At 70.5% G+C, this 26,825-nt stretch carries 31 protein-coding genes; 11 read left to right on the top strand and 20 right to left on the bottom strand.

Annotated features, from left to right (window positions below):
- Window positions 1–52 precede the first annotated feature (52 nt).
- Both proC and J5V16_RS19705 read left to right on the top strand, forming a co-directional pair.
- Entirely contained in the window at window positions 53–844 is a 792-nt protein-coding gene (gene proC, locus J5V16_RS19710; protein WP_208498690.1) for a pyrroline-5-carboxylate reductase, read from the top strand.
- A gap of 88 nt (window positions 845–932) precedes the next feature.
- On the top strand, window positions 933–1,622 hold the full coding sequence (locus tag J5V16_RS19705) for a polysaccharide deacetylase family protein (protein ID WP_208498689.1): 690 nt from the start codon (window positions 933–935) through the stop codon (window positions 1,620–1,622).
- A 49-nt stretch (window positions 1,623–1,671) separates the two neighbouring features.
- Here J5V16_RS19705 and J5V16_RS19700 read toward each other — a convergent pair whose 3' ends face one another.
- The 5 genes from J5V16_RS19700 to J5V16_RS25610 all read right to left on the bottom strand — a co-directional run bounded on the left by J5V16_RS19700 (window position 1,672) and on the right by J5V16_RS25610 (window position 6,136).
- Entirely contained in the window at window positions 1,672–2,667 is a 996-nt protein-coding gene (locus tag J5V16_RS19700; RefSeq protein ID WP_208498688.1) for a hypothetical protein, read from the bottom strand.
- A gap of 12 nt (window positions 2,668–2,679) precedes the next feature.
- Complete coding sequence (locus J5V16_RS19695; protein WP_208498687.1) at window positions 2,680–3,813, bottom strand: trypsin-like serine peptidase; 1,134 nt, start codon at window positions 3,811–3,813, stop codon at window positions 2,680–2,682.
- Window positions 3,814–3,845: 32 nt separating this feature from the next.
- Window positions 3,846–4,157: a DUF4190 domain-containing protein gene (locus J5V16_RS19690; protein ID WP_208498686.1), complete on the bottom strand. Its 312-nt coding sequence runs from the start codon at window positions 4,155–4,157 to the stop codon at window positions 3,846–3,848.
- Between the two features lie 75 nt (window positions 4,158–4,232).
- Window positions 4,233–5,156 (bottom strand): NAD-dependent epimerase/dehydratase family protein, encoded by a 924-nt coding sequence (locus tag J5V16_RS19685; RefSeq protein ID WP_208498685.1) that lies wholly within the window; start codon window positions 5,154–5,156, stop codon window positions 4,233–4,235.
- A complete protein-coding gene (locus tag J5V16_RS25610; RefSeq protein WP_208498684.1) occupies window positions 5,060–6,136 on the bottom strand; it encodes a GntR family transcriptional regulator in 1,077 nt (358 codons plus the stop codon). The genes J5V16_RS19685 and J5V16_RS25610 overlap by 97 nt, the downstream gene beginning before the upstream one ends.
- Before the next feature lie 160 nt (window positions 6,137–6,296).
- On the opposite strand from J5V16_RS25610, the gene J5V16_RS19675 reads away from it, so the two are divergent.
- The gene (locus J5V16_RS19675; RefSeq protein WP_208498683.1) at window positions 6,297–7,424 is read left to right on the top strand and encodes an FAD-dependent monooxygenase; all 1,128 of its coding nucleotides are present in this window, start codon (window positions 6,297–6,299) and stop codon (window positions 7,422–7,424) included.
- Between the two features lie 49 nt (window positions 7,425–7,473).
- On the opposite strand, the gene J5V16_RS19670 is transcribed toward J5V16_RS19675, so the two are convergent.
- The 3 genes from J5V16_RS19670 to J5V16_RS19660 all read right to left on the bottom strand — a co-directional run bounded on the left by J5V16_RS19670 (window position 7,474) and on the right by J5V16_RS19660 (window position 9,703).
- Window positions 7,474–8,055 carry a pyridoxamine 5'-phosphate oxidase family protein gene (locus J5V16_RS19670; RefSeq protein WP_208498682.1) on the bottom strand — a complete coding sequence of 194 codons (582 nt, stop codon included), beginning with the start codon at window positions 8,053–8,055 and terminating at the stop codon, window positions 7,474–7,476.
- A gap of 94 nt (window positions 8,056–8,149) precedes the next feature.
- Window positions 8,150–9,343, bottom strand: a complete 1,194-nt coding sequence (locus J5V16_RS19665; RefSeq protein WP_208498681.1) for a caspase, EACC1-associated type — start codon at window positions 9,341–9,343, stop codon at window positions 8,150–8,152.
- A gap of 3 nt (window positions 9,344–9,346) precedes the next feature.
- The gene (locus J5V16_RS19660; RefSeq protein WP_208498680.1) at window positions 9,347–9,703 is read right to left on the bottom strand and encodes an effector-associated constant component EACC1; all 357 of its coding nucleotides are present in this window, start codon (window positions 9,701–9,703) and stop codon (window positions 9,347–9,349) included.
- A gap of 128 nt (window positions 9,704–9,831) precedes the next feature.
- Here J5V16_RS19660 and J5V16_RS19655 point away from each other — a divergent pair, with 128 nt between their 5' ends.
- The 3 genes from J5V16_RS19655 to J5V16_RS19645 all read left to right on the top strand — a co-directional run bounded on the left by J5V16_RS19655 (window position 9,832) and on the right by J5V16_RS19645 (window position 12,020).
- Entirely contained in the window at window positions 9,832–10,251 is a 420-nt protein-coding gene (locus J5V16_RS19655; protein WP_208498679.1) for an SRPBCC family protein, read from the top strand.
- Window positions 10,252–10,368: 117 nt separating this feature from the next.
- A complete protein-coding gene (locus J5V16_RS19650) occupies window positions 10,369–11,553 on the top strand; it encodes a winged helix DNA-binding domain-containing protein (RefSeq protein ID WP_208498677.1) in 1,185 nt (394 codons plus the stop codon).
- Window positions 11,550–12,020 carry an OsmC family protein gene (locus tag J5V16_RS19645; RefSeq protein ID WP_208498675.1) on the top strand — a complete coding sequence of 157 codons (471 nt, stop codon included), beginning with the start codon at window positions 11,550–11,552 and terminating at the stop codon, window positions 12,018–12,020. The genes J5V16_RS19650 and J5V16_RS19645 overlap by 4 nt, the downstream gene beginning before the upstream one ends.
- 4 nt (window positions 12,021–12,024) lie before the next feature.
- On the opposite strand, the gene J5V16_RS19640 is transcribed toward J5V16_RS19645, so the two are convergent.
- On the bottom strand, window positions 12,025–12,642 hold the full coding sequence (locus J5V16_RS19640) for a cellulose binding domain-containing protein (protein ID WP_208498673.1): 618 nt from the start codon (window positions 12,640–12,642) through the stop codon (window positions 12,025–12,027).
- Between the two features lie 157 nt (window positions 12,643–12,799).
- On the opposite strand from J5V16_RS19640, the gene J5V16_RS19635 reads away from it, so the two are divergent.
- Entirely contained in the window at window positions 12,800–13,747 is a 948-nt protein-coding gene (locus tag J5V16_RS19635) for an NADP-dependent oxidoreductase (protein WP_208498671.1), read from the top strand.
- A 156-nt stretch (window positions 13,748–13,903) separates the two neighbouring features.
- On the opposite strand, the gene J5V16_RS19630 is transcribed toward J5V16_RS19635, so the two are convergent.
- The 3 genes from J5V16_RS19630 to J5V16_RS19620 all read right to left on the bottom strand — a co-directional run bounded on the left by J5V16_RS19630 (window position 13,904) and on the right by J5V16_RS19620 (window position 16,084).
- Window positions 13,904–14,710 carry an NAD(P)H-binding protein gene (locus J5V16_RS19630; protein WP_208498669.1) on the bottom strand — a complete coding sequence of 269 codons (807 nt, stop codon included), beginning with the start codon at window positions 14,708–14,710 and terminating at the stop codon, window positions 13,904–13,906.
- Complete coding sequence (locus J5V16_RS19625; protein WP_208498668.1) at window positions 14,707–15,354, bottom strand: TetR/AcrR family transcriptional regulator; 648 nt, start codon at window positions 15,352–15,354, stop codon at window positions 14,707–14,709. Before J5V16_RS19625 ends, J5V16_RS19630 begins: the two co-directional genes overlap by 4 nt.
- A 64-nt stretch (window positions 15,355–15,418) precedes the next feature.
- Complete coding sequence (locus J5V16_RS19620) at window positions 15,419–16,084, bottom strand: class I SAM-dependent DNA methyltransferase (protein ID WP_208498667.1); 666 nt, start codon at window positions 16,082–16,084, stop codon at window positions 15,419–15,421.
- 219 nt (window positions 16,085–16,303) lie between these two features.
- On the opposite strand from J5V16_RS19620, the gene J5V16_RS19615 reads away from it, so the two are divergent.
- Window positions 16,304–16,552: a hypothetical protein gene (locus J5V16_RS19615; protein ID WP_208498666.1), complete on the top strand. Its 249-nt coding sequence runs from the start codon at window positions 16,304–16,306 to the stop codon at window positions 16,550–16,552.
- A gap of 46 nt (window positions 16,553–16,598) precedes the next feature.
- Here the strand turns inward: J5V16_RS19615 and J5V16_RS19610 are convergent, their stop codons facing one another.
- The 5 genes from J5V16_RS19610 to J5V16_RS19590 form a co-directional block, all read right to left on the bottom strand.
- The gene (locus tag J5V16_RS19610) at window positions 16,599–17,144 is read right to left on the bottom strand and encodes a hypothetical protein (RefSeq protein WP_208498665.1); all 546 of its coding nucleotides are present in this window, start codon (window positions 17,142–17,144) and stop codon (window positions 16,599–16,601) included.
- A 109-nt stretch (window positions 17,145–17,253) separates the two neighbouring features.
- Complete coding sequence (locus tag J5V16_RS19605) at window positions 17,254–17,700, bottom strand: SRPBCC family protein (protein WP_208498664.1); 447 nt, start codon at window positions 17,698–17,700, stop codon at window positions 17,254–17,256.
- 14 nt (window positions 17,701–17,714) lie between these two features.
- Window positions 17,715–18,068 carry an ArsR/SmtB family transcription factor gene (locus J5V16_RS19600; protein ID WP_208498663.1) on the bottom strand — a complete coding sequence of 118 codons (354 nt, stop codon included), beginning with the start codon at window positions 18,066–18,068 and terminating at the stop codon, window positions 17,715–17,717.
- Entirely contained in the window at window positions 18,065–18,520 is a 456-nt protein-coding gene (locus J5V16_RS19595) for an SRPBCC domain-containing protein (protein ID WP_208498662.1), read from the bottom strand. The genes J5V16_RS19600 and J5V16_RS19595 overlap by 4 nt, the downstream gene beginning before the upstream one ends.
- 101 nt (window positions 18,521–18,621) lie before the next feature.
- A complete protein-coding gene (locus tag J5V16_RS19590) occupies window positions 18,622–19,473 on the bottom strand; it encodes a helix-turn-helix transcriptional regulator (RefSeq protein ID WP_208498661.1) in 852 nt (283 codons plus the stop codon).
- A gap of 168 nt (window positions 19,474–19,641) precedes the next feature.
- On the opposite strand from J5V16_RS19590, the gene J5V16_RS19585 reads away from it, so the two are divergent.
- Both J5V16_RS19585 and J5V16_RS19580 read left to right on the top strand, forming a co-directional pair.
- Window positions 19,642–20,418 (top strand): SDR family oxidoreductase, encoded by a 777-nt coding sequence (locus J5V16_RS19585; protein WP_208498660.1) that lies wholly within the window; start codon window positions 19,642–19,644, stop codon window positions 20,416–20,418.
- 165 nt (window positions 20,419–20,583) lie between these two features.
- Window positions 20,584–21,528 (top strand): aldo/keto reductase, encoded by a 945-nt coding sequence (locus tag J5V16_RS19580; RefSeq protein WP_208498659.1) that lies wholly within the window; start codon window positions 20,584–20,586, stop codon window positions 21,526–21,528.
- Between the two features lie 60 nt (window positions 21,529–21,588).
- Here the strand turns inward: J5V16_RS19580 and J5V16_RS19575 are convergent, their stop codons facing one another.
- Window positions 21,589–22,182 (bottom strand): 3'-5' exonuclease, encoded by a 594-nt coding sequence (locus J5V16_RS19575; protein WP_208498658.1) that lies wholly within the window; start codon window positions 22,180–22,182, stop codon window positions 21,589–21,591.
- 53 nt (window positions 22,183–22,235) lie between these two features.
- Complete coding sequence (locus J5V16_RS19570; RefSeq protein ID WP_208498657.1) at window positions 22,236–22,958, bottom strand: SDR family NAD(P)-dependent oxidoreductase; 723 nt, start codon at window positions 22,956–22,958, stop codon at window positions 22,236–22,238.
- 97 nt (window positions 22,959–23,055) lie between these two features.
- Between J5V16_RS19570 and J5V16_RS19565 the strand changes: the two genes are divergently transcribed.
- Complete coding sequence (locus J5V16_RS19565; protein ID WP_208498656.1) at window positions 23,056–23,712, top strand: TetR/AcrR family transcriptional regulator; 657 nt, start codon at window positions 23,056–23,058, stop codon at window positions 23,710–23,712.
- Here J5V16_RS19565 and J5V16_RS19560 read toward each other — a convergent pair.
- Entirely contained in the window at window positions 23,672–26,617 is a 2,946-nt protein-coding gene (locus J5V16_RS19560) for an RICIN domain-containing protein (protein WP_208498655.1), read from the bottom strand. The two genes, J5V16_RS19565 and J5V16_RS19560, sit on opposite strands and share 41 nt — an antisense overlap.
- Window positions 26,618–26,825: the final 208 nt, after the last annotated feature.

Genomic DNA, 26,825 nt, shown 5'->3' with positions numbered 1-26,825 from the left:
AGGCCCGGCCCGTAGATTTCGGGCTGTGGGGCGCTGACACGGAGGTGAGGACATGGACATCGCGCTGCTCGGCGTCGGCCAACTCGGCGAGGCCGTCCTCGCAGGGCTCATCGACTCCGGCCTACCCCCCGCCCAGATCTGGGCCACCGCACTGCCCGCCGAGCGCGCCGCACAGCTCGCCGAGACCTACGGCGTCGAAGTCGGCACCGACAACCAGAGCGCCGTCGCCGAAGCCGACGTCGTCATCGTCGCCGTCCCGCCCGTCGCCGTCGGGCCCCTCCTCGCCGCGATCGGCCCCCACCTCGAACCGGACGCGGTCGTCGTCTCGCTCGCCGCCGGCGTCCCCCTCGCCAAGCTCACCGAACGCCTTCCCAAGGGCATCACCGCCGTCCGCGCCATGACCAACATCGCCGCCCGCGCCCGCCGCGCCGCCACCGCGCTGGCCGCGACCGAGGGCGCCGACCTGACCGAGATCGAGGACCTGTTCGACCGCATCGGCGTCACCGTGACCGCCGAAGAGTCCATGATGGATCTCATTACGGCCGTTGCCGGTTCGGGTCCGGCGTTCCTCTACTACCTCGCGGACGCGATGACGGGCGCGGCCGTCGACGGCGGCATGGACGCCGACGCCGCCCGCGTCCTGGTCGACCAGATGCTCCTCGGCGCGTGCCTGCACCTGCAGGACTCGGACGAGCCGCCCGCCGCGCTCCTGGAGCGGATCGCCACGCCCGGCGGCACCACCGAGGCCGCGCTCGAATCGCTCGACACGTCGAATGTGGACGAGGCGATCCGGGCGGCCGTGGCCGCCGCGGCCGAGCGGGGCGGGGAGCTCCCCGGGGGCTGATACGCCGCGGGACCGCCGTCTGGTTGCCCGGGAATGAGGTGATAACACCCTCGTTGCGCCACAAGGGATCTCGGGCCACGATGTGCGGATGAAACATCTTCGTCTCATCGTGACCGCCGCCGCGGCGATCATCGGCTCCCTCCTCGTCGTCACCCCGGCGAACGCCCAGGAAACCGTCCAGGAGACGGTTCAGGCGGACGACCCCTGGAACGGCACCATCTTCCTCACCTTCGACGACGGCCCCGGCGGCGCCAACACCGACCAGATCCTCGAGGTCCTGGCCGCCAACAACGCCAAGGCCACGTTCTTCATGATCGGCCAGAACGCCCAGCGCGACCCCGCGCGCGTCCAAGCCGTCCTCGACGCCGGCCACGCGCTCGGCAACCACACCTGGGACCACCCGGACATGACCACGCTGACCCGCGCGCAGATGGACTCGCAGATCGGCCGCTCCCAGACCCTGCTCGAAAGCCACGGCGCCGAGGTCAACTGCTTCCGCCCGCCGTACGGCGCCTACAACAGCACCGTCGACGCCGCGACCACCGCCGCCGGCCTCAAGCGGCAGATGTGGAACGAGGACACCCGCGACTGGGCCCGCCCGGGCGTCGATGCGATCGTGAACGTCCTGCTCGGGGCCACCCCGGGTGACGTGGTCCTGATGCACGACGGCGGCGGCGACCGCTCGCAGACCGTCGCGGCGCTGGAGATCGCGCTGCCGCAGCTGATCGAGAAGGGCTATAACTTCGGCATCACTCCGAAGTGCAGCCCCACCCCGTAGCACTCTCCCCGGCCGTCCTCCTCGTCCTGCGACGCGAGGGGGACGGCCGCTACGTCTCCGATCGCCTGCGGCGCATCAGCAGCGCCCCTGCCGCGATGATCGCGACGATGATCCCGATCCACAGCATGAGCGTGTACGTCGACCGCAGGCCGCTCGTGAACGCGTCGTACGTGACCGGCGCGAACGCCGCGTCACCCGCGTTCTCGACGAACACGTCGCGGCCCTTCGCGAGCGCCCACAGCGCCGCGCCCGCCAGGATCGCGCCGAGGACGCCGACGATGAGCGCCCCGACCCACCGCCGGGGCATGAGCACGAACGCGATCACCAAGAGCGCCGCGGCGATCCACGGCAGCCACCGCTCCGCCCACTCGAGCTGGTCCACCTGCTGCCGCAGCTCCGGCACCTGCTCGGAGTCGAGCAGCACGTAGTCGGCCTCCACGGCCGGGATGTTCTCGGCCAGCGCCACATCGTTCTCGACCATGCGCTCCTTGACGACCGCCACGACCTTCCCCAGGTCAAGCGTGAGTGTGTTCCCGTCGGCCTGAATCGCACCGGCGTTGTCGCCCTGGAGCGCCGAGACGAGCGAACTGTGCGCCTCCCGCACGGCCGCGTCCCACACCTCGAGGAACTGCGGGCTCGCGACGAACGCGTTCACTTCGTTCTCGATGTAGCCCTGCATGGTCTCGACCGCGGAGGCCACCAGCGACTCCACGAGCGCGGGCGCGGTCTCGCTCCCGATCCACGCGTTCGCCTCCGCCGCGATCGCCTGCACGTCGAGCGCCTGTTCGATCTCACGCGTCGTGAGCGCGGCGATCCCGGCCTGGACCTGCTCGTCCTCGGCGATCACCGCTGTCCGCTCGGTGAACTGGTCCGTGTCGAGCAGTTCGAGCTTCGTGTAGTAGGCCGCCACCGAGCCGGTGACGGCCACGACCGCGAGCGCGCACGCGAGCACGGCGACGACCCACCGGACCGCGCGCAGCACGCCGCCGCGGTCCCGTTCCGGCGCGGTCTCCTCCGCGCTCTCCTCGGTCGCCGCCTCGCTCACGTGACGCTCCCATCAGTTCAGGTACGGTGCGATCCGCGGGTACACCAGGTCCATCCGCACGGCCTGGTTCGGGCACCCTCCGAAGTGGTGGAGGCCCACCACCCGGCCGGTGTCGCGGCTGACCACCGGCGACCCCGACGAGCCGCCCTCGGTGTCGCACAGGTACGCGAAGTCGGTCCCGATGCCGCGCCCGCGCCGCCGCTCGTCGCCGACCAGGCACCGCGCGCCGAGCCCGGGGGGCTCGGAGGAGCTCGCCGAGGCGATGCGCAGCGGGAGCCCGCCCGGGTGCCCCGGGATGAAGATCTTCTCGTGCAGGCTCACGGGTTCGGTGCTGAGCTCCAGTGCGGGCAGGTGCGCGATCCGCTCCGGTTCGGCCACGGTGAACAGCGTGAAGTCGAGCGTGTAGTCGGTGGCCAGGACCTTCGCGCCGCTCACCTTGAGCGGCGCGCGGGTCCGCCCGCCCGCGCACCTGACGCACTCGTACCCGAACTGCACCTCGGTGTCGCGCGCGTCGGCGCTCTTCTCGAGGCAGTGGTTGTTGGTGAGCAGCCGGTCGTCCCCGGCGATCCAGGCGGTGCAGAACGACTCGCCGTCGACGATGATGCGCGCGACCGACCGGCTCGCGCCGTACGCGAACGGGTCGTAGTCCCGGTAGCACACGGCGTTCCGCGTGTCGTCCTGTCCGCAGATGCTCTCGGTCGGGACCGCGCTCGGGCGGCTCGCGAGCTCCGACGCGGTGAGGCCCCGGGAGTACTCGGCGACGTGCGCGGCCGCGGTCGTGCCGTCCGCGGCGTCGTGGAGCGTCACGGCGGCGCTGTCGCCTTCGACCGAGAGCGACCACAGGCCGCCGTCCCTTACGTCGGCGGCGCCGTACTCATAGGATTCGCCGCCGTCGGCGCTCGCGACGGTGAGCGTGTCGCGCGACCCGAGGGCGACTTCGTCGAAGCGGATCTTCATGAAGGCCGCCTCGGCGTGCGTGATCGTCTGCGGCCGCCCGGGGGCGAGGTCGAGGTCGGCGGTCTCGCGCTGGGCGATCTGGTCGGCCCGGTAGGCCGGCGTCTCGGCAGCGGCCGCGGGCGGCGCCCATGCGAGCGCGGTGGTGAGCAGTGCGGTGGTGGTCAGTGCGATGGTGGAAGTGGTCTGCAAGGTGGAAGCTCCGGTTCCCCGCGTGTCGCGCTCTAGTAGTTGTCCCGCTTGTACTCGTCCCAGCGGTCCATCCAGGTGTCCCAACCGCCGAGCACGAGGGCGACGACGAAGGCGGCGAGCGCGAGCAGCGTGATCCAGCCGAGCACGATCGCGGCGGTGGCGAGGCCATTGCCGGAGTTGTTGCGCGACTTGATCTGGCCTTTCGCGACGTACCCGAGGATGAGCGCGAGGATGCCCAGCGGCGAGCAGAACCCGACGATCGCGAGCACGAAGGACGCGATCGCCAGGCCGTTCATCTCGCGGGGCACGTTTACCGGCGCGCCCGGCCCGTAGTCCTGCGTCATTGACGCCTCCAATGCAGACGGTGAGTCTGCGCAGTCTACGGAGGGATTCGAGCGGTCTGGGGGGTTTCGGGGGAATCAGGCCCGCTGCTTGAACCAGTCGAGGGTCGCGGCGACGGCCTCCTCGTGCGGCGTGACCTCGACCTGGTCGGGGAAGGCGGCGCGGAAGGCGGTGTCGTCGGCGACCCAGGGGCGGTCGCGCTGGTACCAGGTCTCGCCGAGTTCCTTGACGACCGGGTTGAACAGGCCGATGAGCCGCTGCGCGCCGCGCCCGATCGAGGCGCTCTTGGGCCTGCCGCCGGCGGCTTTCCAGACGAGCGCGAGGAACTCGTCGCCGGTGACGGGCGGCCCGGCGGGCAGGTGCCACGCGTACCCGTCGGCCTTCGGGTTCTCGCCCAGGGCGACGAGCCCGGCGGCGAGGTCGGGGAGGTAGGCGACGGTGTGCGGCTCGTCGGGCTCGCCGACCCAGCGGGCGGTCCTCCCGGCCGCGGCGGCGGCGAAGATCTGGGGTCCGAGGACGGTGTTGACACCGCCGGGTCCGAAGTAGTCGGAGGCGCGGCCGAGGCTCGCGCGGACGCGGCCCTCCTTGTGGGCGTTGAGGATCATCTCCGCGACCCGCGCGCGGGCGCGGCCCTTCGGGAAGTCGGCCGCATACGGCAGGTCTTCGGTCAAGGGTGCGTCGACCGGGCCGTACATGTACAGGTTGTCGGCCATGACGAGCCGCGCCCCGGCCTTCTCGACGCCGGTGAGGAGGGTGTCGGTGAGGCCCACGAACTCCGAGGCCCACTCGGCGTACGGCGGCTGCGCGCACTGGTACACGACCGCCGCGCCCGCGCAGGCCGCGACGGCGCCCTCGGCGGTGGTGATGTCCGCGCGGAAGCCTTGCGGGCCTTCGGCATTGCGGCTCACGGCGCGCACCTCGCGGCCGCGCGCGGTGAGCTCGGCGGTGACGGCCTTGCCGATGGCGCCGGTGGCGCCGAGAACGACGTGCAGGTCTGACATGGGTGCTCCTGGGGTGGTTCGGGTGTGGTCCTCCTATATAACTCCGACCTGCCCGCCGTGCGTTGCGCGAGGGCTTCGACCCCGTCGAGGATGAGTCCCAGGCCGAGCTCGAAGAGGTCGTCGAGGTCCATGTCGTAGCCGTCGGCCATCGCGCCGAGCCTCCCGAAGAGCCGCGAGAAATGCGGCAGCTCCGCCATGAACTGCTCGTCGACGGTGCGCTGGATCCACTGGAGGTCGGTCCACTCGTCGGCACTCAGCCCGGTCTCCGAGACCGCCGCGTCCTCGTGGTCGATGGTCGAGGCCAGGCTCACCACGTGGCTGTAGATGAGCACGTGCACGTTGAAGTGCAGCAGCGGCGGCAGGTCCAGCGCCTCGAGCGCCCCGAGGAGCTTGTCGCCCATGGCGACCAGGTTCCGCAGCGGCAGCGGCCGGGTGAGCGGGCTGATACCGCCGAGCCACGGGTGCGCGCGGTGCAGCCGCCACAGCCGCCGCGCGATGGACTCCACTTGCGACCGCCAAGGCGCGGTGGCATCCACTTCGAACTCGGCCGAGCCGTAGACGCCGTCGGCCATGAGCAGCAGCAGGGACTGCTTGTCCTCGACATGCCGGTACAGCGACATCGGCGCGACCCCGCACCGGCCCGCCACCGCCCGCATCGAGACCGACTCCAGCCCTTCGGCATCCGCCATCGCGATCGCCTCGGTCAGGACCCGCTCCCGGGTGAGCTCCGCGGCCGGCTCCCCGGCCCTGCCCCCGCGCCGCGGCGCGACCACCGTGCCCGAGCGCGGCCGCGTGATCACCAGGCCCTCGGCGCGCAGCACGTCCAACGCCTTCGTCGCCGTGGCGAGCGCCACACTGAATTCTCGGGCGACCTGCCGCGTAGACGGCACCTTGTCCCCGGGAGCCAGCTCCCGGTCGGTGATGCGCCTGCTCAGCTCCGCGGCGATGCGGACGTACGGCGGCTCGGTCGGCTCAGGCACAGCGGCCCCTCCCTCGGTCTGTACTACGACAGATCCTAGCCTCGGCCCGCCCGCCGACGCCCGCCTGTACTAGGGCAGTTCGAGGGCGTATTTGCAGGTCAGGGCCGAGTTTCCTAAGTTGGTCCCAGGCAGCAGATACAACGTATTCGGAGGAAACCCCATGAACGCCACCGTCCTCATCTCCGGTTCCAGCATCGCCGGCACCACCCTCGCCTACTGGCTCCGCGAGCAGGGCATGACCCCCGTCGTCGTCGAGCGCGCCCCGCACCTGCGCCGCGGCGGCCAGGCCATCGACGTCCGCGGCGCCGCCCTCCACGTCCTTCGCCGCATGGGACTCGAGACCAAGGCCCGCGCACTCGCCAACCGCTCCAACGGCATGAGCATGGTCGACCCCGAAGGCAACGAGATCTTCCGCTCCGAGGAGTTCGCGCTCTCCTCCGGCGGCCTCGCCTCCGACGACATCGAGATCCTCCGCGAAGACCTCGTCGACCTCGTCCACGCCGAGATCGACGGCGTCGAATACCTCTACGGCGACTCGATCACCGCGATCCACCAAGCGGCCGACGGCGTCACGGTCGAATTCGAGCAAGCCGCCCCGCGCCGCTTCGACCTCGTCGTCGGCGCCGACGGCCTCCACTCCAACACCCGCGGACTCGTCTTCGGCCCCGAGGCCCGGTACAGCCACCACCTCGGCACCTACCTCTCGGTCTTCACCGAGGAGAACTACCTCGGCCTCGACCACTGGCAGACCTGGTTCAACAACGGCACCGACGGCGGCGCGGTCATGACCGTCCGCGACAACGCCGAACTGCGCATCTACCTCGGCTTCGCCGCGCCCGAGCCGATCGACTACGACCACCGGGACGTCAACGCGCAGAAGCAGCTCGTCGCCGACCGCCTCACCGGCTTCGGCTGGGAGGTGCCCGGCTTCATCGAGCGCATGTGGAAGGCCGAGCACTTCTACTTCGACGCCATGGCACAGATCAAAATGGACACCTGGTCCGAAGGGCGCGTGACCCTTCTCGGCGACGCCGCCCACTGCGCCGCGCCCCTCTCCGGCCAGGGCACCAGCCTCGCCATGGTCGGCGCCTACGTCCTCGCCCTCGAACTCGGCCGCACCGACGACCACGAGCTCGCCTTCGCCCGCTACGAGCGCCGCATGCGCCCCTTCGTCGAGGTCAACCAGGCGCTGGCCCTGCTCGACCCGCAGGCCACCCCGCCGGAGGAGCGCACCGCCCGCACGGACGCCGCGAAGGACGCGATCGACCTGGACGCGGTCGTCGGCTAGCAACGATGGCAAAGGGCCGCACCGGCTTCGGTGCGGTCCTTCGTCGTCTTCAGCTCTTGCGCGGCGGCAGCGGCAACGGCAGCGCCGGCAGCCCGTCGATGCTCTTCACGTTGTACTCCTTGGATTCGCAGTACTCGGCGAATTCGTCGTCGCTCTTGCGCCCGAGGAACTGGCGCAGCAGCGGCCGCTCCTCCTGGTACTCCATCCGCGGCACCGCGAAGCCGCATGTGTCGCCGATGCGCTTGGCGCGCACGATGATGATCGCGCGGACGCCGGGCCCGTCCGCCTCCGCGAACAGCGGGATCAGCTCCTCGAACCGCGGGTCGTCCCGGTAGACCGGCTCCCCGGTGCCGTGGACCCGCACGATGTTCGGCGGCCCGGTGAACGCGCACCACATGAGGGTGATCCGGCCGTTCTCGCGCAGGTGCACGTGGGTCTCGGCGCCGGACCCGCCGAAGTCCAGGTATGCGACGGTCCGCTCATCGAGCACCCGCAGCGATCCGTTGTGGCCCTTGGGAGAGAGGTTGACATGGCCGTCCTCTGCGAGCGGCGCGGTCGCCACGAAGAACACCGGCTGCGCCTCGATGAACTCCCGCAGGCGGCCGTCGATGGCGTCATACGTCTTTCCCATTTCCGAACCTCAACTCCCGCTCTCCGAAACGATCGCGGTCGAACCTACGCCGGTCCCACGCCGGACGCCATCGCCTTCCCGGCGACCGGGCACCTCAGTACGGTCCGCCCTGCGCGGTGCCGAGTCCTTCGCGGCGTTCGAATTCGAGCTGGACGCGGTCGAGGAACGAGGTCACCTCGTCGATGTCGTACCCCTCCCGCATTCGCGTGCCCCTGAGACTGAAACGGGCGCCCAGGACATCCACGGCACGCATGCGCTGCGGACCGTCCTCGGGATCGTCGAGAGCGAGCGCCACCTTGCCGAGGAACTCGTCCACTTGATCCCGGTCGTAGCCTTGGATGAACCGTACGGTCCTGAACCGGACGTGCTCGATGTCGCGGGCGGTCAGCAGACTGACCGACGGCGTCGGGGAGTTCAGCATCGCGGCCAGTTCCGCTTGCTTCGAAGCCAGTTCCTTCTCGGTGGCTTCGATCTTCTTCGCGTTGGCTTCAATGAGCTGCTCGATGGCGGCCATCTGCGCGGCCAGCTCCTTGACGCGGTCGTCCTCGGCGAGCGTGAGTGCGGCGAATCCGCGGTTCGCGGCCAGCGGCAGCATGTCCGCGGTGTGCGTACCCAGACGTTGCGGCTCGGGCAGTCCGTGCGCCTGGGCGTGGTGCAGCAGACCGAGGTAGAGATCCTTGAGGGTCAGCAGTGAGCCCGCGCTGGGAATGCCGTTGTCGAGCAGGTTCAGCAGTGCGCCGGTGAACGCGGTGTGGCCGTCGCCGTCGAACGCGTACGACGGCGAGTTGGCGGGGGACGAGGTGAGGGTGTACGCCCCGTTCGCGGTGATCTGGCCGAGGATGTTGCCCTCCTCGGCGCCCAGCAGCTGCGTCGCCCTCCCGGAGAAGCAGCAGTCCAGGATGAGCACTTTGGTTCGCGCCCTTGACACCTGGATCGCGTGGTGCAGCAGCTTGAACGGGATGCCGCTCCAATCGACGGACTGCTGCGAGGTCTGCGGCAGCGCCAGGTGCAGGAGGCCGTCCGAGGCGACGAGACCGTGCCCGCTGTAGTAGATGAGGAGCAGGTCGGTCGCGCCCTCGACCGCGGCTTCGACCTCGCGGCCGACCGTGGCGAGGTCGCGGGCGTCGAGCAGCTGAGTGCAGTGCTCGCGCGGCAGACCCGTGTGCCGTTCGAGCGCGTTCGCGAGCGCCGGCAGGTTGTTCCGGCTCGCGGGAACACCGGGAAGGTGCTCGTACGCGGCCGTCCCGATGAGGAGCGCGCGGGAGTTCGCGCCGTCCGGGAGCTGCATCGGCTACTCGCCGATCCGCTTCGGTCCGTCGCCCCCGAACAGGTGCTCGGCGACCAGCTTCGCGGCCGGGCCGCTCGCGCTCACTTCCCTCACCGTGCCGTCGGCGCGGAGCTTGACCGTGATCTCCGGCCGGCGGACCTGGAGCCAGGTGCCGATCGTCTGCCCCAGCGCATCGAGGCCCCCGGCCGCGATCGCCGCGAGCAGGATCTCCTGCAGCGCCCCCAGCTCGCCTTCCCCGATCTCCGCGGGCGCGAACTCGACCCGGCCCCGGTACTCGGGCTCCCGGTTCAGCCACTGCAGCAACGATTCCAGCTCGCCCCGGGGGTCATCGGCGCCCGCGACTTCGATCTCGACGTCCATCCCCGAATTCTCCCAGACGGCCTCCACCGCGGCGGACCCGAGAATTCCTTTCGCCTCCGCGATGAATCCGCCGAAGGGCCGTCGTCTACACGGGCATACACCGAAACGCACGAACCGAGGAGATTCCGATGACCGCCGAAGGCCACACCTACACGCTCACCGCCGAAGCCGACGCCCCCATCGCCGCCGTCTGGGCCGCCTGGACCGAGGAGAAGCCCTACGAGGCCTGGAGCTACTCCAAGCCCGGCTCGGTCTCGATCGACCCGACCCCGAACGGCCGGTACACCGGCACCGTCGTTACCCCCGACGGCCAGGAGTTCCCGATCACCGGCCGGTACATCGAGGTCGTCGAGCACGAACTGCTCCTCATGGGCATGGACGTCCCCGGCGGGGAAGAAGTCATGCGGCTCGACCTGGTCGACCTCGGCGACGACCGCACCCGCCTCACCATCTCGCAGACCTGCTCCACGAAAGAGGAGCACGACATGGCCAAAGAAGGCAGCCAGATGCTCCTCGACTCCTGCATCGCCTACCTCCAGAAGGCCTGATCCCCGCGGAGGCGCCGGGGCCGGACCGGGCAGGACCCGGTCCCGGCGCGCCCTCGCCCGGCGCAAACGGCGGCACGCGCCCGACGTCCTTCGCCGGGCACCTGCGACGCTGATCCCATGCAGCTCACCGCCGCCCACCTCAACCGCGCCACCCTCGACCGCCAGTCCCTGCTGGAGCGCAAGCCCGGCGACGTGGTCGCCGCCGTGCGCTCGGCCGTCGCCGTCCAGGCCCAGTCGCCCGCCTCGCCCTACATCGGGCTGTGGAACCGCGTCGCGGGCTTCGACGCGGCCGACCTCGACGCCGCGTTCACCTCGTACGAACTGGTGCGCGGCAACCCGGTCCGCATGACCCTGCACGCGGTCGCGGCCGACGAGTACCGGCCGTTCCGGGAGGCCACCGAGCCGTCCCTGTACGCCTCGCGCCTCGGCGGGCGGATCGCCGAAGCGGGCCTCCCCGCCGCCGAGGCCGCCGCGCTCTCGGCCGACCTCCTCGACTTCACCGCCGAAGTCCGCACCGCCCGCGAATGCGAGGCATGGCTCGCCGAACGGCTCGATCCGGAGACCGCGAAGGCCGCCTGGCCGGGCATCCGCCAGTACGCGCCGCTGCTGCGCGTCCCGCTCGGCGGGCCGTGGGTGTTCAACGAGAAGGTCTCCTACCTCACCGCGCCCGACCGGCCGGCCCTCGGCGACGAGGACGCCGCCGAAGCGGCCCTCCAAAACCTGGTGCTCCGCTACCTCTCCGGGTTCGGCCCGGCCTCGGTGCCCGACGTCGCCCAGTTCGCGATGGTGCAGCGCGGCAGGGTGAAACGCGCGGTCAAAGCCCTCGGCGACCGGTTGCGCGCGTACGAGGGGCCGAACGGCGAGGCGCTCTTCGACCTCGCCGACGCCGCACTCCCCGACCCCGGGACGCCCGCGCCGCCGCGCCTGATGGCCATGTGGGACAACGTGTTCCTCGCCTACTTCGACCGCAGCCGCACGATCCCGGCCGACATCCGCACGCACATGATCCGCAACAACGGCGACGTGCTGCCGATGATCCTGGTCGACGGCCGCGCCGCCGGCGTCTGGCGCGCCACCGAAGCCGGGATCGAGGCGACCGCGTTCCGGCCGCTCACCGACGACGACTGGGCCGGACTCGCCGCCGAGGCCGAAGCGCTCGCCGCGTTCCTCGCCGACCGCGACCCCGACGTGTACCGCCGCTACCACCACTGGTGGCCGCGGCTGCCCGAAGGGAAGACCGTGGCGCTGGCGGCTCGGTTAGGATTTCGAGCCCGCCCCCGAGCCGGAAGGAGCCCGCCATGAGCGGCCGCGAGCACCACTACGAGATCACGATGCGCTGGACCGGCAACACCGGCAAGGGCACCGCGAACTACCGCGAATACGGGCGCGACCACGACCTGGTCGCCGCGGGCAAGCCGGTGATCCAGGCCAGCGCCGACCCCGCGTTCCGCGGCCAGCCCGAGCGCTGGAACCCCGAGGAGCTGCTGGTCGCGAGTCTCGCGGACTGCCACATGCTCACGTACCTGTCGCTGTGCGCGCGCGAACGCCTCGTCGTGACCGCCTACGAGGACACCGCGACCGGCACCATGGCCGAGGACGGCCACGGCGGGCGATTCACGGAGGTGGTCCTTGCGCCGGTGGTGACCATCGCCGACCCTGAGAAGGTCGAGCGGGCGATGGAGCTGCACCACGACGCGAACAAGGACTGCTTCATCGCGAACTCGGTGAACTTCCCGGTGCGCCACCGGCCGCAGATCAAGGTCGCCTAGCGGCTCAGACGGGCGTGCAAGGGATGGTCGGAGGGATCTCGAAGTTCCCCTGCACGTCGGCCTGGAAGCTCGCGTCGACGCTCTCGCCCTGGTCGAGGGCGGCGTTGAGGAGGATGTCGCCGTAGCGCTCGCCTTCGATGTGGCTGAGCCCCCAGGTCGAGGTCACGGTCAGGTGCTTGATGCCGATGACGACCTCCCAGCCGTCGACCGGGTCGGCGCCGGTGTTGGCGATGGTGACGGTGACGGACACCGAGTCGTCCCATTCGTTGTCGAGCGTGAGCGATGCGGTGCATTGTGGACCGGTGACGGCGGCTTCGGCGGTCGTGGCGGCCTCGCTCGCGGGCGCGCTGCTCGAGGCGGTCGCGGAGGGGGATGCGGAGACGCCGGGGGAGGGCGTGGTCGGGGCCTCGCCGGTGGGGCCTTCGGCAGCGGAGGTCGGGGCGGCGGCGGCGCTCTCGCCGTCGTCGTCGAACTGGGCCAGGTCGGGGTCGTGGTCGTCGCGGAGGGCGCTGAACTGCCAGAGGGCGGCGGCGGAGGCGAGGGCGGCGACCGCGACGAGCGCGAGCAGGAGGCGGCCGTGGATTCGTCCGCGCCGCACGGCGCGGCCCATCCATGGGCGCATGGCGAACTCCTCCAGAGGGATCGGATATGCAGGGGTTTGGGGCCCCGGGGCAGGGGCTCGCGGGCTCTATTGTGTAGGGCCAGAAGGAAGCGTACTAGGCGTGCTGCGCGGGGCCGAACGGCTGAACCGCGCGTGTGATCGGTGTAGATTCGGGGCCATGCGTGCCGTCGTAGTCACCGATTTCGATACCGAGCCGACCGTGGCCGAGCTGCCGATCCCCGAGCCGGGGCCTGGCGAAGTGCTCGTGCGCCTGGCGGCGGCGGGTGTGAACCCCTTCGACTGGAAGGTGATCGAGGGCGCGATGCGCGGTTCGGTCGAGCACGCCTTCCCGATCGTGCTCGGTTCGGACGGCGCCGGGACGGTGGAGCGGGCGGGGGAGGGCACCGGGTTCGAGCCCGGTGAGCGCGTCTTCGGCCAGTTCATGGACGTGCAGCACGGCCGCGGCTCGTACGCGGAGTACGCGATCGCGAAGGCCGCCAAGCTGGCCCGCCTTCCCGCGGCGCTGCCGTTCGACACCGCGGCCGCGCTCCCCACGGCGGGCGCGGCGGCCCACGACTTCGTGGAGGGCACCGGGGTGGGCCCGGGCCAGACGCTGCTCGTCAACGGCGCGTCGGGCGGTGTCGGCCAGGCGGCCGTCCAGCTCGCCGCCGCGCAAGGGGTGCGGGTCATCGCCACCACCGACCCCGACACGGCGGGTTATCTGCGGGAGATCGGCGCGGCGGAGACGGTGGACTTCACGCAGGGGCCGACGGCCGACCAGGTGCGCGCGGCGCATCCGGGCGGCATCGACGCGGTCGTGGACCTCATCTCGAGCGTGGCCGAGATCGAGCCGATCGCGGGGCTGCTCAAGCCGAACGGGGTCATCGTCTCCTCGAACGGCGCAATCGACGCCGAGGTGCTCGCGGCCCGCGGCCTGCGCGGCGCGAACCTGTACGCGAACGCCCGGCCCGCGACGCTGGCGTCCCTCGCGGAAGCGGTGGAGCACGGCCAGCTGCGGTTCCGCATCGACTTCGAGGTCCCGCTCGAGGACGCCGCGGATGCCCTGGCGCGCTTGAAGGCCGGGCTGTCCCGCGGGAAGACCGTGCTCACGATCGAAGCCGCGTAAAAGACCTGCCCGGGCCGCCGCAAGGCGGCCGTTTCTGCGGCTCAGGAGGATTCGACGGGGGCCGCGGCATCGCCGCCGCGCGTTCGGGGACGACTGGATACGTCGGCGCCTCCCGCCGGGGTGTTTCGGCGGGAGGCGTCCTGGTTTCCTTGCGGTCTAACGGAAGTCGTCGGCGTGGTCGACGGCCCACTCGGCGTAGGTGCGGGCGGGGCGGCCGGTGACGGCCTCGGAGGAGGGGCCGTAGCGCTTGGCGTCGGCGCGCTCGAGCAGGTCGAGCAGCGGCTCCGGCATGAACTGCGCCGCGACGGCCCGCGGCAGCTCCTCGACGGCGATCTCGCGGCCGATGGCCTCGCCGATGAGCTCGACCTGGCGGCGCTGCGTCAAGTGCCCCGGCCCGTCGACCAGGTAGGCCTGCCCCTCGTGCCCGCCTTCGCTGAGGGCGGTGAACGCGACCTCGGCGATGTCGCGTTCGTGGATCGGGTTGACCGGCGTTTCGGGGAAGGGCACGCGGACGACGCCCTCCTTCCGGATCGAATCGGCCCACCAGAGGCTGTTGGTGGCGAACATGCCCGGACGCACGAACGTCCACGGCAGGCCCGAGGCCTCGATGGGCCGTTCGGCGCCGCGGTGCATCCTGGTGATCAGGTTCTCCTCGACCTCGGGCATGGCGACGGCGGCCGACGACAACAGCACCAGGTGCTTCACCCCGGCCGCCTTCGCCGCGGTGAGGAAGTCCTCGATGCCCTCGTGGGCGGCGTACAGGAAGACCTTCTCGACGCCTTCCAAAGCGGGCGCGAGGGTCTCGGGCGCGGTGAAGTCGACCCGCACGGGCTCGACGCCCGCGGGGAGGTCGGTCGCGCCGGGGACGCGGCTGGCCGCGCGCACGGGCGTGCCGGCCGCGAGCAGCAGGTCGATCACATTGCGGGCGATGGCGCCTCGGGCGCCGGTGACCAGAATCGTCATGATTCGGGGTTCCTTTCGTGGTGGTGTTCGGTTTCCTCGGCGAGCCTCGCGAGGATGCGAGACAGGGTGTCGCCGTAGCGGGTTTCGAAGTCGGGGTCGTCGATGTCGACGCCGAAGAGGCGCTTCGCGGTGCGGCGGAAGACGACCGGGGCCATGGTCATGCCCATGAGGGCGATCTGCACGGCCGCCGGGTCGAGGTCGGCGGCGATCTCGCCCCTGCGCTGGCGTTCGCGCATGAGCGCGACCTCGCGCGCGGTGTCCTCTTCGGACTCCTCCTCGGGGGGGTCGTCGCTGAGGGCCTGCCACATGGCGAGGCGGCCGATGCGGGGGTCCTTGAGGTTGTCGCGCAGGTACCAGCGCAGGGCCTCCTCGGCGGGGACGTCGGGTCCGGCCTGGTCGCGCTCGTCGTCGAGCCATTCGCGCGTCATGGCGCGGAACAGCCCTTCCTTGCCGCCAAAGTAGTAGCTGATGAGCTGCTTGTTGACCCCGGCGCGCGCGGCGATCTCGCCGACGCGCGCGCCGTCGTAGCCGTTGGCGGCGAACTCGGACAGCGCAGCGTCGAGGAGCTTGCGCTTGGTGCGCTCGGCGTCCCGCACCCGCTCCGCGGATTCGGGGGAGCGCCGACCGGGCCTCTTCGGTTCCATGCCGAAGACGCTACCAGATTAATCAACCAGATGGATAATTGAATTAGCTGTGAGGATGATTACCTCACGCGGCGGTGTCGCCCCCGGGCTTGCGCAGGAGCAGGTAGCCGTGGTGGAAGCCGCGCCGCGTGTCCTCTTCGGGGGCCACGACCAGGCGGGCCACCTCCTGGAACCCGGCTTCGGTGAGCAGGTCGGCGACGCGGCCGACTGAGAGCCGGTACGCGGTCGTCACGGTGTGGTCGAAGGCCCAGGCGAGCTGCGAGGTGTCGGTGTGCGCCTGGAACATCAGCAGGAAGTGCCCGCCGGGCGCGAGGAGCCGGTGGCATTCGGCGAAGACCGCGGGCAGGCGCTCGGGCGGCATGTGGATGACCGAGGAGCGCGAGAGGACGCCGCCGAGCGTGCCGTCGGGGAGGTCGACCGCGGTCATGTCGCCGAGCGCGAAGTCGAGGTGCGGATAGGCCTCGCGCGCGAGCGCGATCATCTCGGGGGAGAGGTCGATGCCCTGCGCCCGCAGGCCGAGGCCGTGCAGGTGCTCGGTCACATACCCTGGGCCGCAGCCGATGTCGAGCACCTTCCGGTTCCCCGAGTCCGCCACGGCCTCGCTGAACGCCGTGATCATGACCCGGTCGAAGCGGTGGTGGTCGAGCGAGTCGCGGAACATCGCGAAGTACTCGCCCGCGTAGTGGTCGTACCGTTCGCGCGTCGCGCGCTCATACCCGTTGTCGCCCATGCCGGGCACCCTACCGCCGCGGTCCGAGCACCGGCCGGTCCGCCCGTCCTGGCGCCATGAGTGCGCGGCTGTCGGAGGAAACCATGATGCAAGCCACAATCGACAACTTTCGCGGCAGATGGTGCGTACGAGCCAGGCATCAGCTGCCAGACCGGTGTCGAAGTCTCCGCGCCGCAGGGCCAGTGCGAGACGGCTCCGAGCGACTACGCGAGCACGCGGGTGTGCGTCGTCTACGACGGCGACTACATCTACGTCAAGGACGGCAAGGTCGACGACCTGTCGGCGATCTCGTTCCTCCAGTCGGAGAACGGTTCGGGCCGGATCTGCCGCAACACCAAGGGCAGCGGCTCGTGGGTCCGGTGCAATTTCGACTGGGCCGAGACCGGCAAGCACTGGCTCGAAGGCGGGTACAAGACCAGCGGCCAGGGTGTCCACACGGCGCCGCTGTGGTCGTGGACCGGTAAGTGATCGGGTGAGCCCGCGCCGTCCCGGTGGACTCCGGGGCGGCGCGCCCCTATCGCGGGAGGTGGCCGGTGAAGGTGGTCTTGAAGTGGTGGCTCTCGTCCATGTGGCTCACGTACTTCGGGTCGGTGGCCTCGATGAGGATGTCGGCGTGCTCGCCGGTGCCGCTGCCTTCGATGCGGAAGGACGCGATGACCTCGGCGGTGCGGTCGAGGAAGCCCTGCCGGTCGGGTTTGAGGACGAGGTAGTCGTAGCCGTCCCAGTAGCCGCGGGCGCTGTCGAGCCGGCCGGCGAAGTGCGTTTCGGCCTTCACCTTGGGCTGCAGCGGTTCCTTGGTGGCCTCGTCGAGCACGTGGCCCTCGGCGTCGGTCCAGACCTTCTTGCCGAGGAAGAGTTCGAAGCACCGCTCGAACTCGCGGGCCGCGTCCTTGTCGACGGTGAGGGCGCCGCAGCCGTTGAACCAGGCGTCCATCAGCAGCTGCAGGCCGAATTCGGGTCCCTCGTAGAACTTCACGGGGTCGCGCTCGAGGCTGGTGATGCGGCCCTCGACCCTGGTTCCCTCACGGGTCCAAGTCATCACATCGTAGATGAACGTCATGGCGCGAATCATAACCAGTGCGGGCAAACCAGTCATTGAGTGCCACCACTTGATTACTCACTGGTAACAAAAACGGGGAGGGCCTGCCGCCCTCCCCGTGCGCGCTCGCTCAGCCCCAGTTGTCGACGTGCACGTCGTGCGGCCACGGCGCGCCCTGGCCCTGCTCGAGGAACTGCTTGAGACTCATCAGGAACGAGCCCCACTTGGTGCTGCAGTGGTGCATGAACTCGACCGGCTCTCGCCATCCTTCATGCTTGAACAGGACGACCGTGTCGTCCCCGTCCGTCTTGAGGTCCCAGTGGATCTTCGTGCCGATCCACTCGGGTGCGCTGCCGCCCACGACCTCCCAGAGGACGCGCCGGTCCGCCTCGAGCTCGGCGACCTCCATCTCGAAGTCGCCGTTCTCGAACTTGAACGAGATGCGCCCGCCCACGTCGGTGGTGCCGGTCGTGTTCTCGGTCCACCATCGGGAAAGCCCCTCGAGGGTGGTCAGCGCGTCGTAGGTTCGTTCGGCCGCAACGCCTTCGGCGGCGATGCGGTGCAGGATGTCGACCATCGCGGTGTCTCCTTCTACTCGTTCGTTTCGGTCTCTTGCTTCTGGCGCTCGATGGTCTCGGCGAGGCGCTTGATGCGCTGGAGCCGGGAGTCCCATGAGGACCCGACCTGCTCGAGCTGGGCGGCGGCGCGCGCCAGCCGGGCCGCGTCCACGCGGAAGTGCCGCTCGCGGCCCGCGGTCGCGGCGTGCACGAGGCCGACGCGGTCGAGGACGGCGAGGTGCTTCGCGACGGCCTGGCGGGTGACCGGCAGGCGCTCGCTGAGGCTCGTCGCGGTGCCGCTGCCCTCGCTCAAGAGCAGGTCGAGCATGCGGCGGCGGGTAGGGTCGCCGATCGCCGACCAGAGGTCGTCGTCGACCGCGGTGCTCATCGCCCGGCCCCCACCTTCTCCGCGTACGGCGCCAGGCGCGGCAGGAAGTAGTCCCAGCCGGAGACGTGGTCGGCGTGCTCGGCGGCGACCTTGGCCTCGGCCCAGCCGCGCTCGCGGAAGCCGGTCTCGGTCATCTTCAGGAGCGTGCCGGTGCCGGCGGGCTCGAGTTCGAAGACCACGAGGTACGAGTTGCCGAGCGCGGCCGCCTCGCCCTCCGGGTGCGTCCACCGGAACGAGAAGTGGCGCGGCGGCATTGCGTCCACCACGGTGATCCGCTCCCAGGCCATGCCCTTGTCGCCCTGGTCGAAGCCGATCCGGCCGGTGCCGTCGGGGGAGAGCTCGGCCTCGTCGGGCCACCACTCCTTGAGGTGTTCGGGACTGCTGACCACGTCGAAGACGACCTCCGGCGAGGCCTCGATGCGGATCTCCCGCTCGATCGATCCGAGTTCCATGATCGCCGCCTTTCACTCATTGAAGCAACCTTTGGTTGCGTATCACGATACCGCACACCTCGACGACATGCAATCGTTAGTTGCTAAAAAGGCGGGGCGGTTCAGGATCGCTGCGCGGCCGGGGCGGTCCAGCTGTCGAGGAGCCGCAGCGCCTCGGCGCTCGGCGAGCCCGGCTCGACGTTGTAGACGCACAGCGTCTGGTCGGGGTCGTCCGGGAGTGCCAGGGACTCGTAGCTGAACTCGATCTCGCCCGCGACCGGGTGCCGGTACGACTTCTTGCCGTGCGTGCGCCGCAGCACGTGGTGGTCGTTCCACCAAGCGGTGAACTCCGGGCAGCCCAGCGTCAGCTCGCCGACGAGGTCCGCGAGCTGCCGGTCGTCGGGGTGGCGCCCGGCGACGAAGCGCAGCACCGCCACCGAATCGCGCGCCATGGCCGCCCAGTCGACGGTCTTCTCCCGCGCCTCGGGATCGAGCAGGTACCAGCGCGCCAGGTTCCGCCGCTTGGCCGGCAGCGCGTCGAAATCGGTGATCACGGCCTTCGCGAGCCGGTTCGACGCCAGCACGTCCATGCGCCTGCCGATGATGAACGCCGGCACCGACTCCAGGCTCTGGAGCGTCAGGAGCAGCCCCGGCCGCACGCGCTGCGCCTTGATCGGACCGCGCTTGCGCGGCGTGCGCGGCCCGGCGAGGTCCAGCAGGTGCTCGCGTTCGGACGGGTCGAGCCGCAGCGCCTCGGCCAGCGCCTCCAGTACCTCCGGCGACGGGTTCCCGGCCCGGCCCTGCTCCAGGCGCGTGTAGTACTCGACGCTCATGTTCGCCAGGCGCGCCACCTCGTCGCGGCGCAGCCCCGGCACCCGTCGGACGCGGCCGTCGTCGGGCAGGCCCGCTTCCTGCGGGCGCACGCGCGCGCGCCGGCCGCGGAGGAAGTCCGAGATCTCGCTGCGAGAGTCCATGCGTCCCATCCTGCCTCGGCCGCCCCCGTCTCGGCGACCCGAAGGTGGTCCTGGCGGTACCAGTCACGAGGGGGTCGTCTTAGCGCCCCGAACGGGCCGCGAACGGTGATGCACTTGAGCACGGGACGGATCGACCGCCCAGAACGCCCAGCACACCGAAGGAACATCATGTCCACTGTGAACACTGCCTCGCCGCTCGCGAACCGCGTCGCCGTCATCACCGGCGCCTCCAGCGGACTCGGCGAGGCCACCGCCGAACTCCTCGCCGCACGCGGCGCGAAGGTCGCCCTCCTGGCCCGCCGCGCCGACCGGCTCACCGCACTCGCCGAACGCATCGAGCACCGCGGCGGCACCGCCCTCGCGATCCAGGTCGACGTCACCGACGCCGCCGCGCTCGAGGCCGCCGCCGCCCGCGTCGAGACCGAACTCGGCACGGCCGACCTCCTGTTCAACAACGCCGGCCTCATGCTGGCCTCGCCGATCACGGAACTCCGCGCCGACCAGTGGCAGCGCCAGATCGACATCAACATCGGCGGCCTCATGAACGCGATCGGCGCCTTCACCCCGCAGTTGGTGAAGGCCGCGGCGGAGAAGGGCGTGGCCGACCTGGTCAACACCTCCTCGATCGCCGCGCAGAACATCTTCGAGAACTTCGCCGTCTACACCGGCTCGAAGGCCTTCGTCTCGCACGCCTCCCGCAACCTCCGCGCCGAGTTCGGCGCGAAGCAGGTGCGCGTCGCGGTCATCGAACCGGGGATCGTGAAGACCGAACTCCAAAGCCACGTCACCGACCCCGGTGCCACGGCCTGGCTCGACGAGACCCTGGCGACCCGGGAGGTACTGGAACCGGCTGACGTGGCCGAGGCCGTGGCCTTCCTCGCCCAGCAGCCAGCCCGCGTCAACTTCCAGCAGATCACCATCATGCCCACCTTCCAGCAGAGCTAGAGCCCTGCGACCGGGTGCCGCGCCGCGCCCGCCCGGCGGCCGCCAGACGACGACCGCTCACAAACGGGCGCGGCGCCCCCGGGCCGCGTGGCAGGATTGCCGATTGGGTACACCGCAGCAGGGCGAGCAGCGCCCCCGCGAACACTGACAGCACGGAGGTTCGACATGGCCACGCTCGGCAGGACCGGCATCGAGATCCACCCACTCGTCCTGGGCACCAACACGTTCGGGTGGAACACCGAGGAAGCCGAGGCGCACGCCGTCCTCGACGCGTTCACCGACGCCGGCGGCAACCTCATCGACACCGCCGACTCCTACTCCGCCTGGGCCCCCGGCAACTCCGGCGGCGAATCCGAGACCGTCATCGGCACCTGGCTCGCCAAGAACCGCCACAAGAACGTCCTCGTCGCCACCAAGGTCTCCCAGCACCCCCAGTTCAAGGGCCTCGCCGGACCGAACGTGAAAGCCGCCGCCGAAGCCTCCCTCAAACGTCTCGGCACCGACGCCATCGACGTCTACTACGCCCACTTCGACGACCCGAACACGCCTCTCGAGGAGACCGTCACCGCCTTCAACGACCTCGTCACCGAAGGCAAGGTCCGGCACATCGCCGTCTCCAACTACAGCCCCGAGCGCGTCCGCGAATGGCTCGACATCACCGCATCGATCGGCGCGGCCCGCCCGGTCGCCCTGCAGCCCAAATACAGCCTCGTCAGCCGCAGCACCTTCGAACCGGGCCTGCGCGACATCGCCGTGGCCGAGGACCTCAGCGGCTTCCCGTACCACGCGCTCGCCTCCGGGTTCCTCACCGGCAAGTACCGCACCGAGGCCGACCTGCAGCAGAGCGTCCGCGGCGACTCGGCCGCCAAGCACCTCAACCCCTCCGGGCTCGCGATCATCGAGAAGCTCGACCAGATAGCCCAGGCCCGCGGTGTCGCCATCGCCTCGGTCGCGCTGGCGTGGACGCGCACCCGGCCCGGCATCGCCGCGCCGATCGCGGGCGCCCGCACCGCCGATCAGCTCGGCCCGCTGCTCGCCTCGGCCGAACTCGAGCTGACCCGCGACGAGGCCGACGACCTCACCGCGCTTTCCGACGTCATCGGCGCTTAGCCGGAAGCGCTGAGGCCCTTACCCCCGAACGAGGGTAAGGGCCTCAGTGCTGTCGCAGCCTTACCTCCGGCTGCAGGTGTCGTAACCGCCGTCGTAGATCCGCCCCCACGAGACCCGCGCGGACTCGAGCAGACCGTCGAGGGTGTCGACGCCGTGCGCGCGCTGCTGGGCGACGAGGATGCCGGCGGCCGCGAGCGTGTCCGACGCGGCCTCATGGTGCCGGGCGAGGTTCACGCCCGCCGCGGCCGCCACATCGGGCAGCCGGTAGGAGCGCATCGGCCAGGTCTGCTTGGCGATCACCATCGTGCAGGCGTACCGCATCGCGGGCCACGGCAGCCCGGCCGCGGTGTTGGCCGCCCGGATCACCGACGTGTCGAACGAGGCGTTGTGCGCCACCAGCGGATCGCCGCCCGCGAACTCGCTCAGCCGCCCCCACACCTGCCGCCACCCCGGCGCACCGACCACATCGGACGCCTGGATGCCGTGGATCTGGGTGTTGCGGTACTCGAACCGGTCATGCCCTCGCGGCGGCCGGATGAGGCTCGCGAACCGGTCCACGACCTCCCCGCCCTTGACCCGGGCCACCGCCACGGAGCAGGCGCTCGCCCGGCTGCCGTTCGCGGTCTCGAAGTCGATCGCCACCCACGAGTCCATCTGCCGCCCTTCGCCCTCAACGAGCCCGAAGGTTAGCAGCACCGCCGCCCGCGTCAGCCCAGGGCGTTGAAGACCGCTTCGGCGCGGTCGCGCCCGCTGAACAGGTCCCAGGCGGCGTCGGCGATGCCGTCTGGGTTGAGGGTGGCGATGGCGATGTCGCCGAACATGTTCGGGTCGGCGGTCACGGCCTTGTGGATGTCGCCGCGTTCGATGAGTCCGCCGATGGTGAGGGCCCCGGCGTAGACGCCGGTGTCCGCCAACCCCGCATTGAGGGTGAGGGCGTAGTTCCGCAGGGCCGCCGACATGACGGCGAGGGCGCCGAGCGAGGGCATGGGCACGACGGAGCTGAGCCCGCCGGCGAAGAGGAGGCCGCCGGAGCCGCGCTCGACCATGCCCGGCAGGACGTTCGCGACCGCGTCGACGGCCGGGTACATGAGCTCCATCGCCGCGCGCACGTCGGCCGGGCCGGCCGCGCCGATGTCCCCGGGCATGGGGCCGTCCATCGCGGCCGGTCCGTAGTAGACGACGTCGATCGTGCCGAAGCGGGTGCGGATCTCGTCGAGCACGGCGGCGAGCCGCGCGGCGTCGTTCACGTCGGCGGTGAAGGCCGCCGCTTCGACGCCGGCCTCGGCGAGAGACGCGAGGTAGGCGCCGTGGCGGGCGTCGCTGCGCGAGACCAGGGCGACCCGGTGCCCCTCGCGGCCGAACCGGTGCGCGATGGACATGCCGAGGCCGGGGCCGGCCCCGAGGACGACGGCGGTCTTGTTGGTGGACATGGCGGTTCCCTTTCCGAACAATAAATTGAGGGTTCCCTCAAGTTCAAAACGACCGTACCATAACTTGAGGGTGCCCTCGACTTCGTATGATGGAGGTATGCCCGCTGAGACCAGATCCCGCCGCTCCGACGCCCTGCGCAACCGGGACCGGCTCCTGGCGACCGCCGCCGACCTCTTCGCCGAACGCGGCCTGGAGGTGCCGCTCGACGAGATCGCCCGCAGCGCGGGCGTGAGCATCGGGACCCTCTACAACCACTTCCCGACCCGCGACGCGCTCTACGCCGCGATCATCCCCGCGCGCCTCGACGCCCTCGACCGGATCGTCGCCGACGCGCTCGACGTCGAAGACCCCTGGGAAGGCTTCGTCGCCTACCTCGAAGGCCTCTTCGGCCTCATGGCCCGGGACCGCAGCCTCAACGACGCGATCGCCCAGCGCCGACCCGCCGGCGACGAGGTCGCCGAGGCCTGCGCCCGCAGCGTCGACGCCGTCCTCGAACTCATCGCCCGCGCCAAAGCGGGCGGCGGGCTCCGCGAGGACTTCGCGCCCATGGACCTCGCCATGCTCGCCGCGGCCGTCTCCCAGGTGATCCACGAATCGGGGGACTGGCGGCGCTTCCTGACCCTCCACCTCACCGGCCTGCGCGCTCCGACCGACACGACGAAGGGGTCCTTACCGCCTCTCGGCGGTAAGGACCCCTCGAATCGCGTTTGCCTTAGACGGCCGGGGCCTTCGCGTAGACCTCGATCTCGCTGAGGATGATCCAGCCGACCGTGCCGCCGGACCCGGCGGTCATGGCGACCCGGACCGCCGAGGTCTCGGCGTTCACCTCGACGTCGATGACCGGCGCCTCGCCGGTCGGCACGTCCACGACGTCGCCGGCGTTCTGCCAGTTGCCCTCCGAGTCGAGGTACTGCACCTGCAGCGTGTCGGCGTAGCTGTTGCGGCCGCCGTCGCTCCAGAAGTACGACACCACGCGGGTCACGTCGCGCGCCTCGGGCAGCGTCACCGTGATGGTGTCCTCGGTGTTGAACGGCCCCGACTTCCAGTTCGACCAGCCCTTGTCGGTCAGACTCCCGTTCCGCAGGGACTCGGTCGAGTAGCCGGGCTCCGTGTACGTCGCCGAGGTCGTCACACCGTCCTCAGTGGCCACGTTCACCTCGATCGGGTCGGTCACCTCGACCGCGATCTCGGCAGGCAGCTCCGTCCCGTCGATCAGGGTCGCCGTGCCCTCCAGCGTCACCGTGCCGTAGTCGTCGAACGCGCCCTCGGGCGCCTCCTCCCACACCACCGGCACCGACGCCTGCGTGCCGCGCTTGCCCACGGCCGTCACCGTGTCCGGCAGGTCCGGCGTGAAGCCCGGGTACGTCTTCGCCGCGGCCGGAGCGGTCTCGGCGAACGTGTCCACACTGACCTTCGCCTTGGCGTTGAACGTGTTCCCGAGCGGATCCGTCGCCGTGCCCTTCACGGTCACCGTCCCCGGCTTGTTCCACTTCTTCGGGTCGGGCATGACCCACTCGACCGGCAGCGCCCCGCGCTCGCCGTCGCGGTACACGCCCGGCACCGTCGCCGGCAGCTCCGGCGTGAAGCCCGGCACCGTGTACGTGCTGATCTGCGCCGCGGCCAGCACCGTCTCATCGGTCACCGCCCAGCGCTGGTTGCTCGCCGCAGTCGGCGAGTACGTCTGCACCGGCGAACCGTCGGCGGTCGCCTCGCCCCACACGTCCAGCACCAGGCCCGTCGCCTTGTTCACCGGCACATACGTGCCGTTGCCCGTGGTCGACAGGAACCACTGCGCCGCCTCGGACGGGTCGTCCCCGGCAGGCTCCAGCACCGCCAGCCCCTCGGACACCGCCAAGCGGGTCCCGGTGGCGGCGTTCACGATCGAATACAGCTCCCGGTTCGAGACGCCGTCGGTCAGGCGCTCGACCCCCCACAGCTGCTCAGCGCTGGAAGCGTCGTCCGTGCGCAGCACGATCCCCGAACCGTCCTCGGACGGCGCGATCGACTTGCCGCTCTGGACGCCGTCGAAGCGGTACACGTGGCCGTCCTGGACCAGCGCCGCGTCCTCGCTGACGCCCGAGACGCCGTCGATCTTGAAGGTCGTCACCGACTTCGCCGGCACCGTCAGCGTCGCGGACGTGCCGTCCACGACCACCGGCGCGCCCTCGACGAGCGCACCGTCGGCGCTCGTGACCACCGGGGTCACCGTCGCGCCCGAGTCGACCGACCCGAACTTCGACAGGTCCAGCGTCACGTGCACCGGGGCCTCGGCGTTGTTGGTGTACACCGCGACGGCCGCGTCCTCGGAGTCCTTGACGGCCGCCGTGGTCGAGGTGTCGTCCGTGCCGATGATGTAATCGCCCGGCTCGATGTAGTGCGTGAAGTTCCGGATCGTGTCGTACTTCGTGTTCGTCTCGATCTTGCAGGTCTCGAGGGTGTCCTCGGCCGTGCAGTCGAACGGCAGCTGGATCTCGCCCCAGCTGTGGCCCTCGTTCTTGTCCTCGATCGGCTGCCACAGCACCCACGCCGACGGCTCCAGCTCGCGCAGGTCGTCGGTGATCCGGGTGGCGATGCCCAGGCCGTTCTCCATCGACGTGTAGTCCTGGCCGTCGGTCCACGCGCCGCCGACCTCGCTCATCCACAGCGGCTTGTCGCTGCCCTTGGCCAGGTCGCGCACGGCAGTTCGCTGCCCGGTCCCGTAGGTGTGGACGTTCATCTGCTCGACGTTCGCCCGGGACTCCTCGGTGTACGCGTTCCAGTTCGTCGCGAACTTGCCCGGGTTCGTCTCGTCCATCGCCGAAATGACGGTGTCCAGTTCGGACGCCGACAGCTCCGCGGCGAGCGCGTTGATCACCAGCTGCTGCAGCTCGGGCCCGGCGTGCGCGCCCTCCTGGCGACCGCCGGTCGGCTGCACGCCGTCCGGACCGAGCTGGGTGCCCCAGTAGTTCGTGTTGGGCTCGTTGAGCGGGTCCACGGTGTCGAACTCGATGCCGTGCTCGGCCTCGACGTGCTCCATGACCTCGGTCAGGTACGTCGCGAACTCGTCGACGGAGTCGGCGCGGATCTGGTCGGCGTTCGAGTCGAACCCGCCCGAGACGTAACCGGAGACGGTCTGGAAGTACGGCGGGGAGTTCGAGAACGCCTCCCAGTGGGTCACATCGCCCTTGATCTGGTCGATCCACCAGCGCTGGTTGGCGTCGGCGTCCCAGTTCCAGTGCTCGGGGTTCTCCGGGTCCCACCAGTCCTTGTCCTCGTGGGTCGTGCCCTCGGGGGCGGCCCACCAGCCGGGGACGGCGGAGGCGCCGCCGCGCAGGTACTCGTTGTCGATGTTCGGGGCGTTCCCGCCGCCGATGTTGTACCTGGCGATGTTGAGGTTGAGGCCTTCGTCGCCGAAGACCATGTCCACCAACTGGTTCCGGATCTCGTCCGGGTAGCCGCCGGTCGCGTTCGCGAACCAGACGAGGCTCGTTCCCCAGCCTTCGAACTGCTGGCCCTGGTACGAGGGGTCGAGCACGACGCGCACGGCGGTCGCCTCGTTCTCCTGCGCGCTGGCGCCCGCATTGAGGAGCGGCAGCGCTGACGCGGCGATCACGGCGGCCAGGCCTACCGCACCGGCCGCGGCCAGTGGGCGCCCGCGCCTCGGTCGGGGAGATGACATCGTTGTCTCCTTCAATGGGGGGTGCAATCGAGTTATTTGAATATTGCACAAAACCCAACGCTTGTGAACACCCTTTGTCTAACGGATTGAAAAACATGGCCGCTGGCACCGCTCCCGCACCGGCGGGCGGCGCCGAGATGTCGTACCCCTAGGTCAGGGTTAATGCTTTTGCGAATTTACGGCTCGCATGCTTCGCTGAGGCCGGCCC

Origin of the sequence: Glycomyces niveus (assembly GCF_017592475.1) — a bacterium.
Lineage (GTDB): Bacteria > Actinomycetota > Actinomycetes > Mycobacteriales > Micromonosporaceae > Glycomyces > Glycomyces niveus.
Note: the sequence above shows the minus strand (reverse complement) of the source record. Positions and strands in the feature narration are given on the sequence as shown.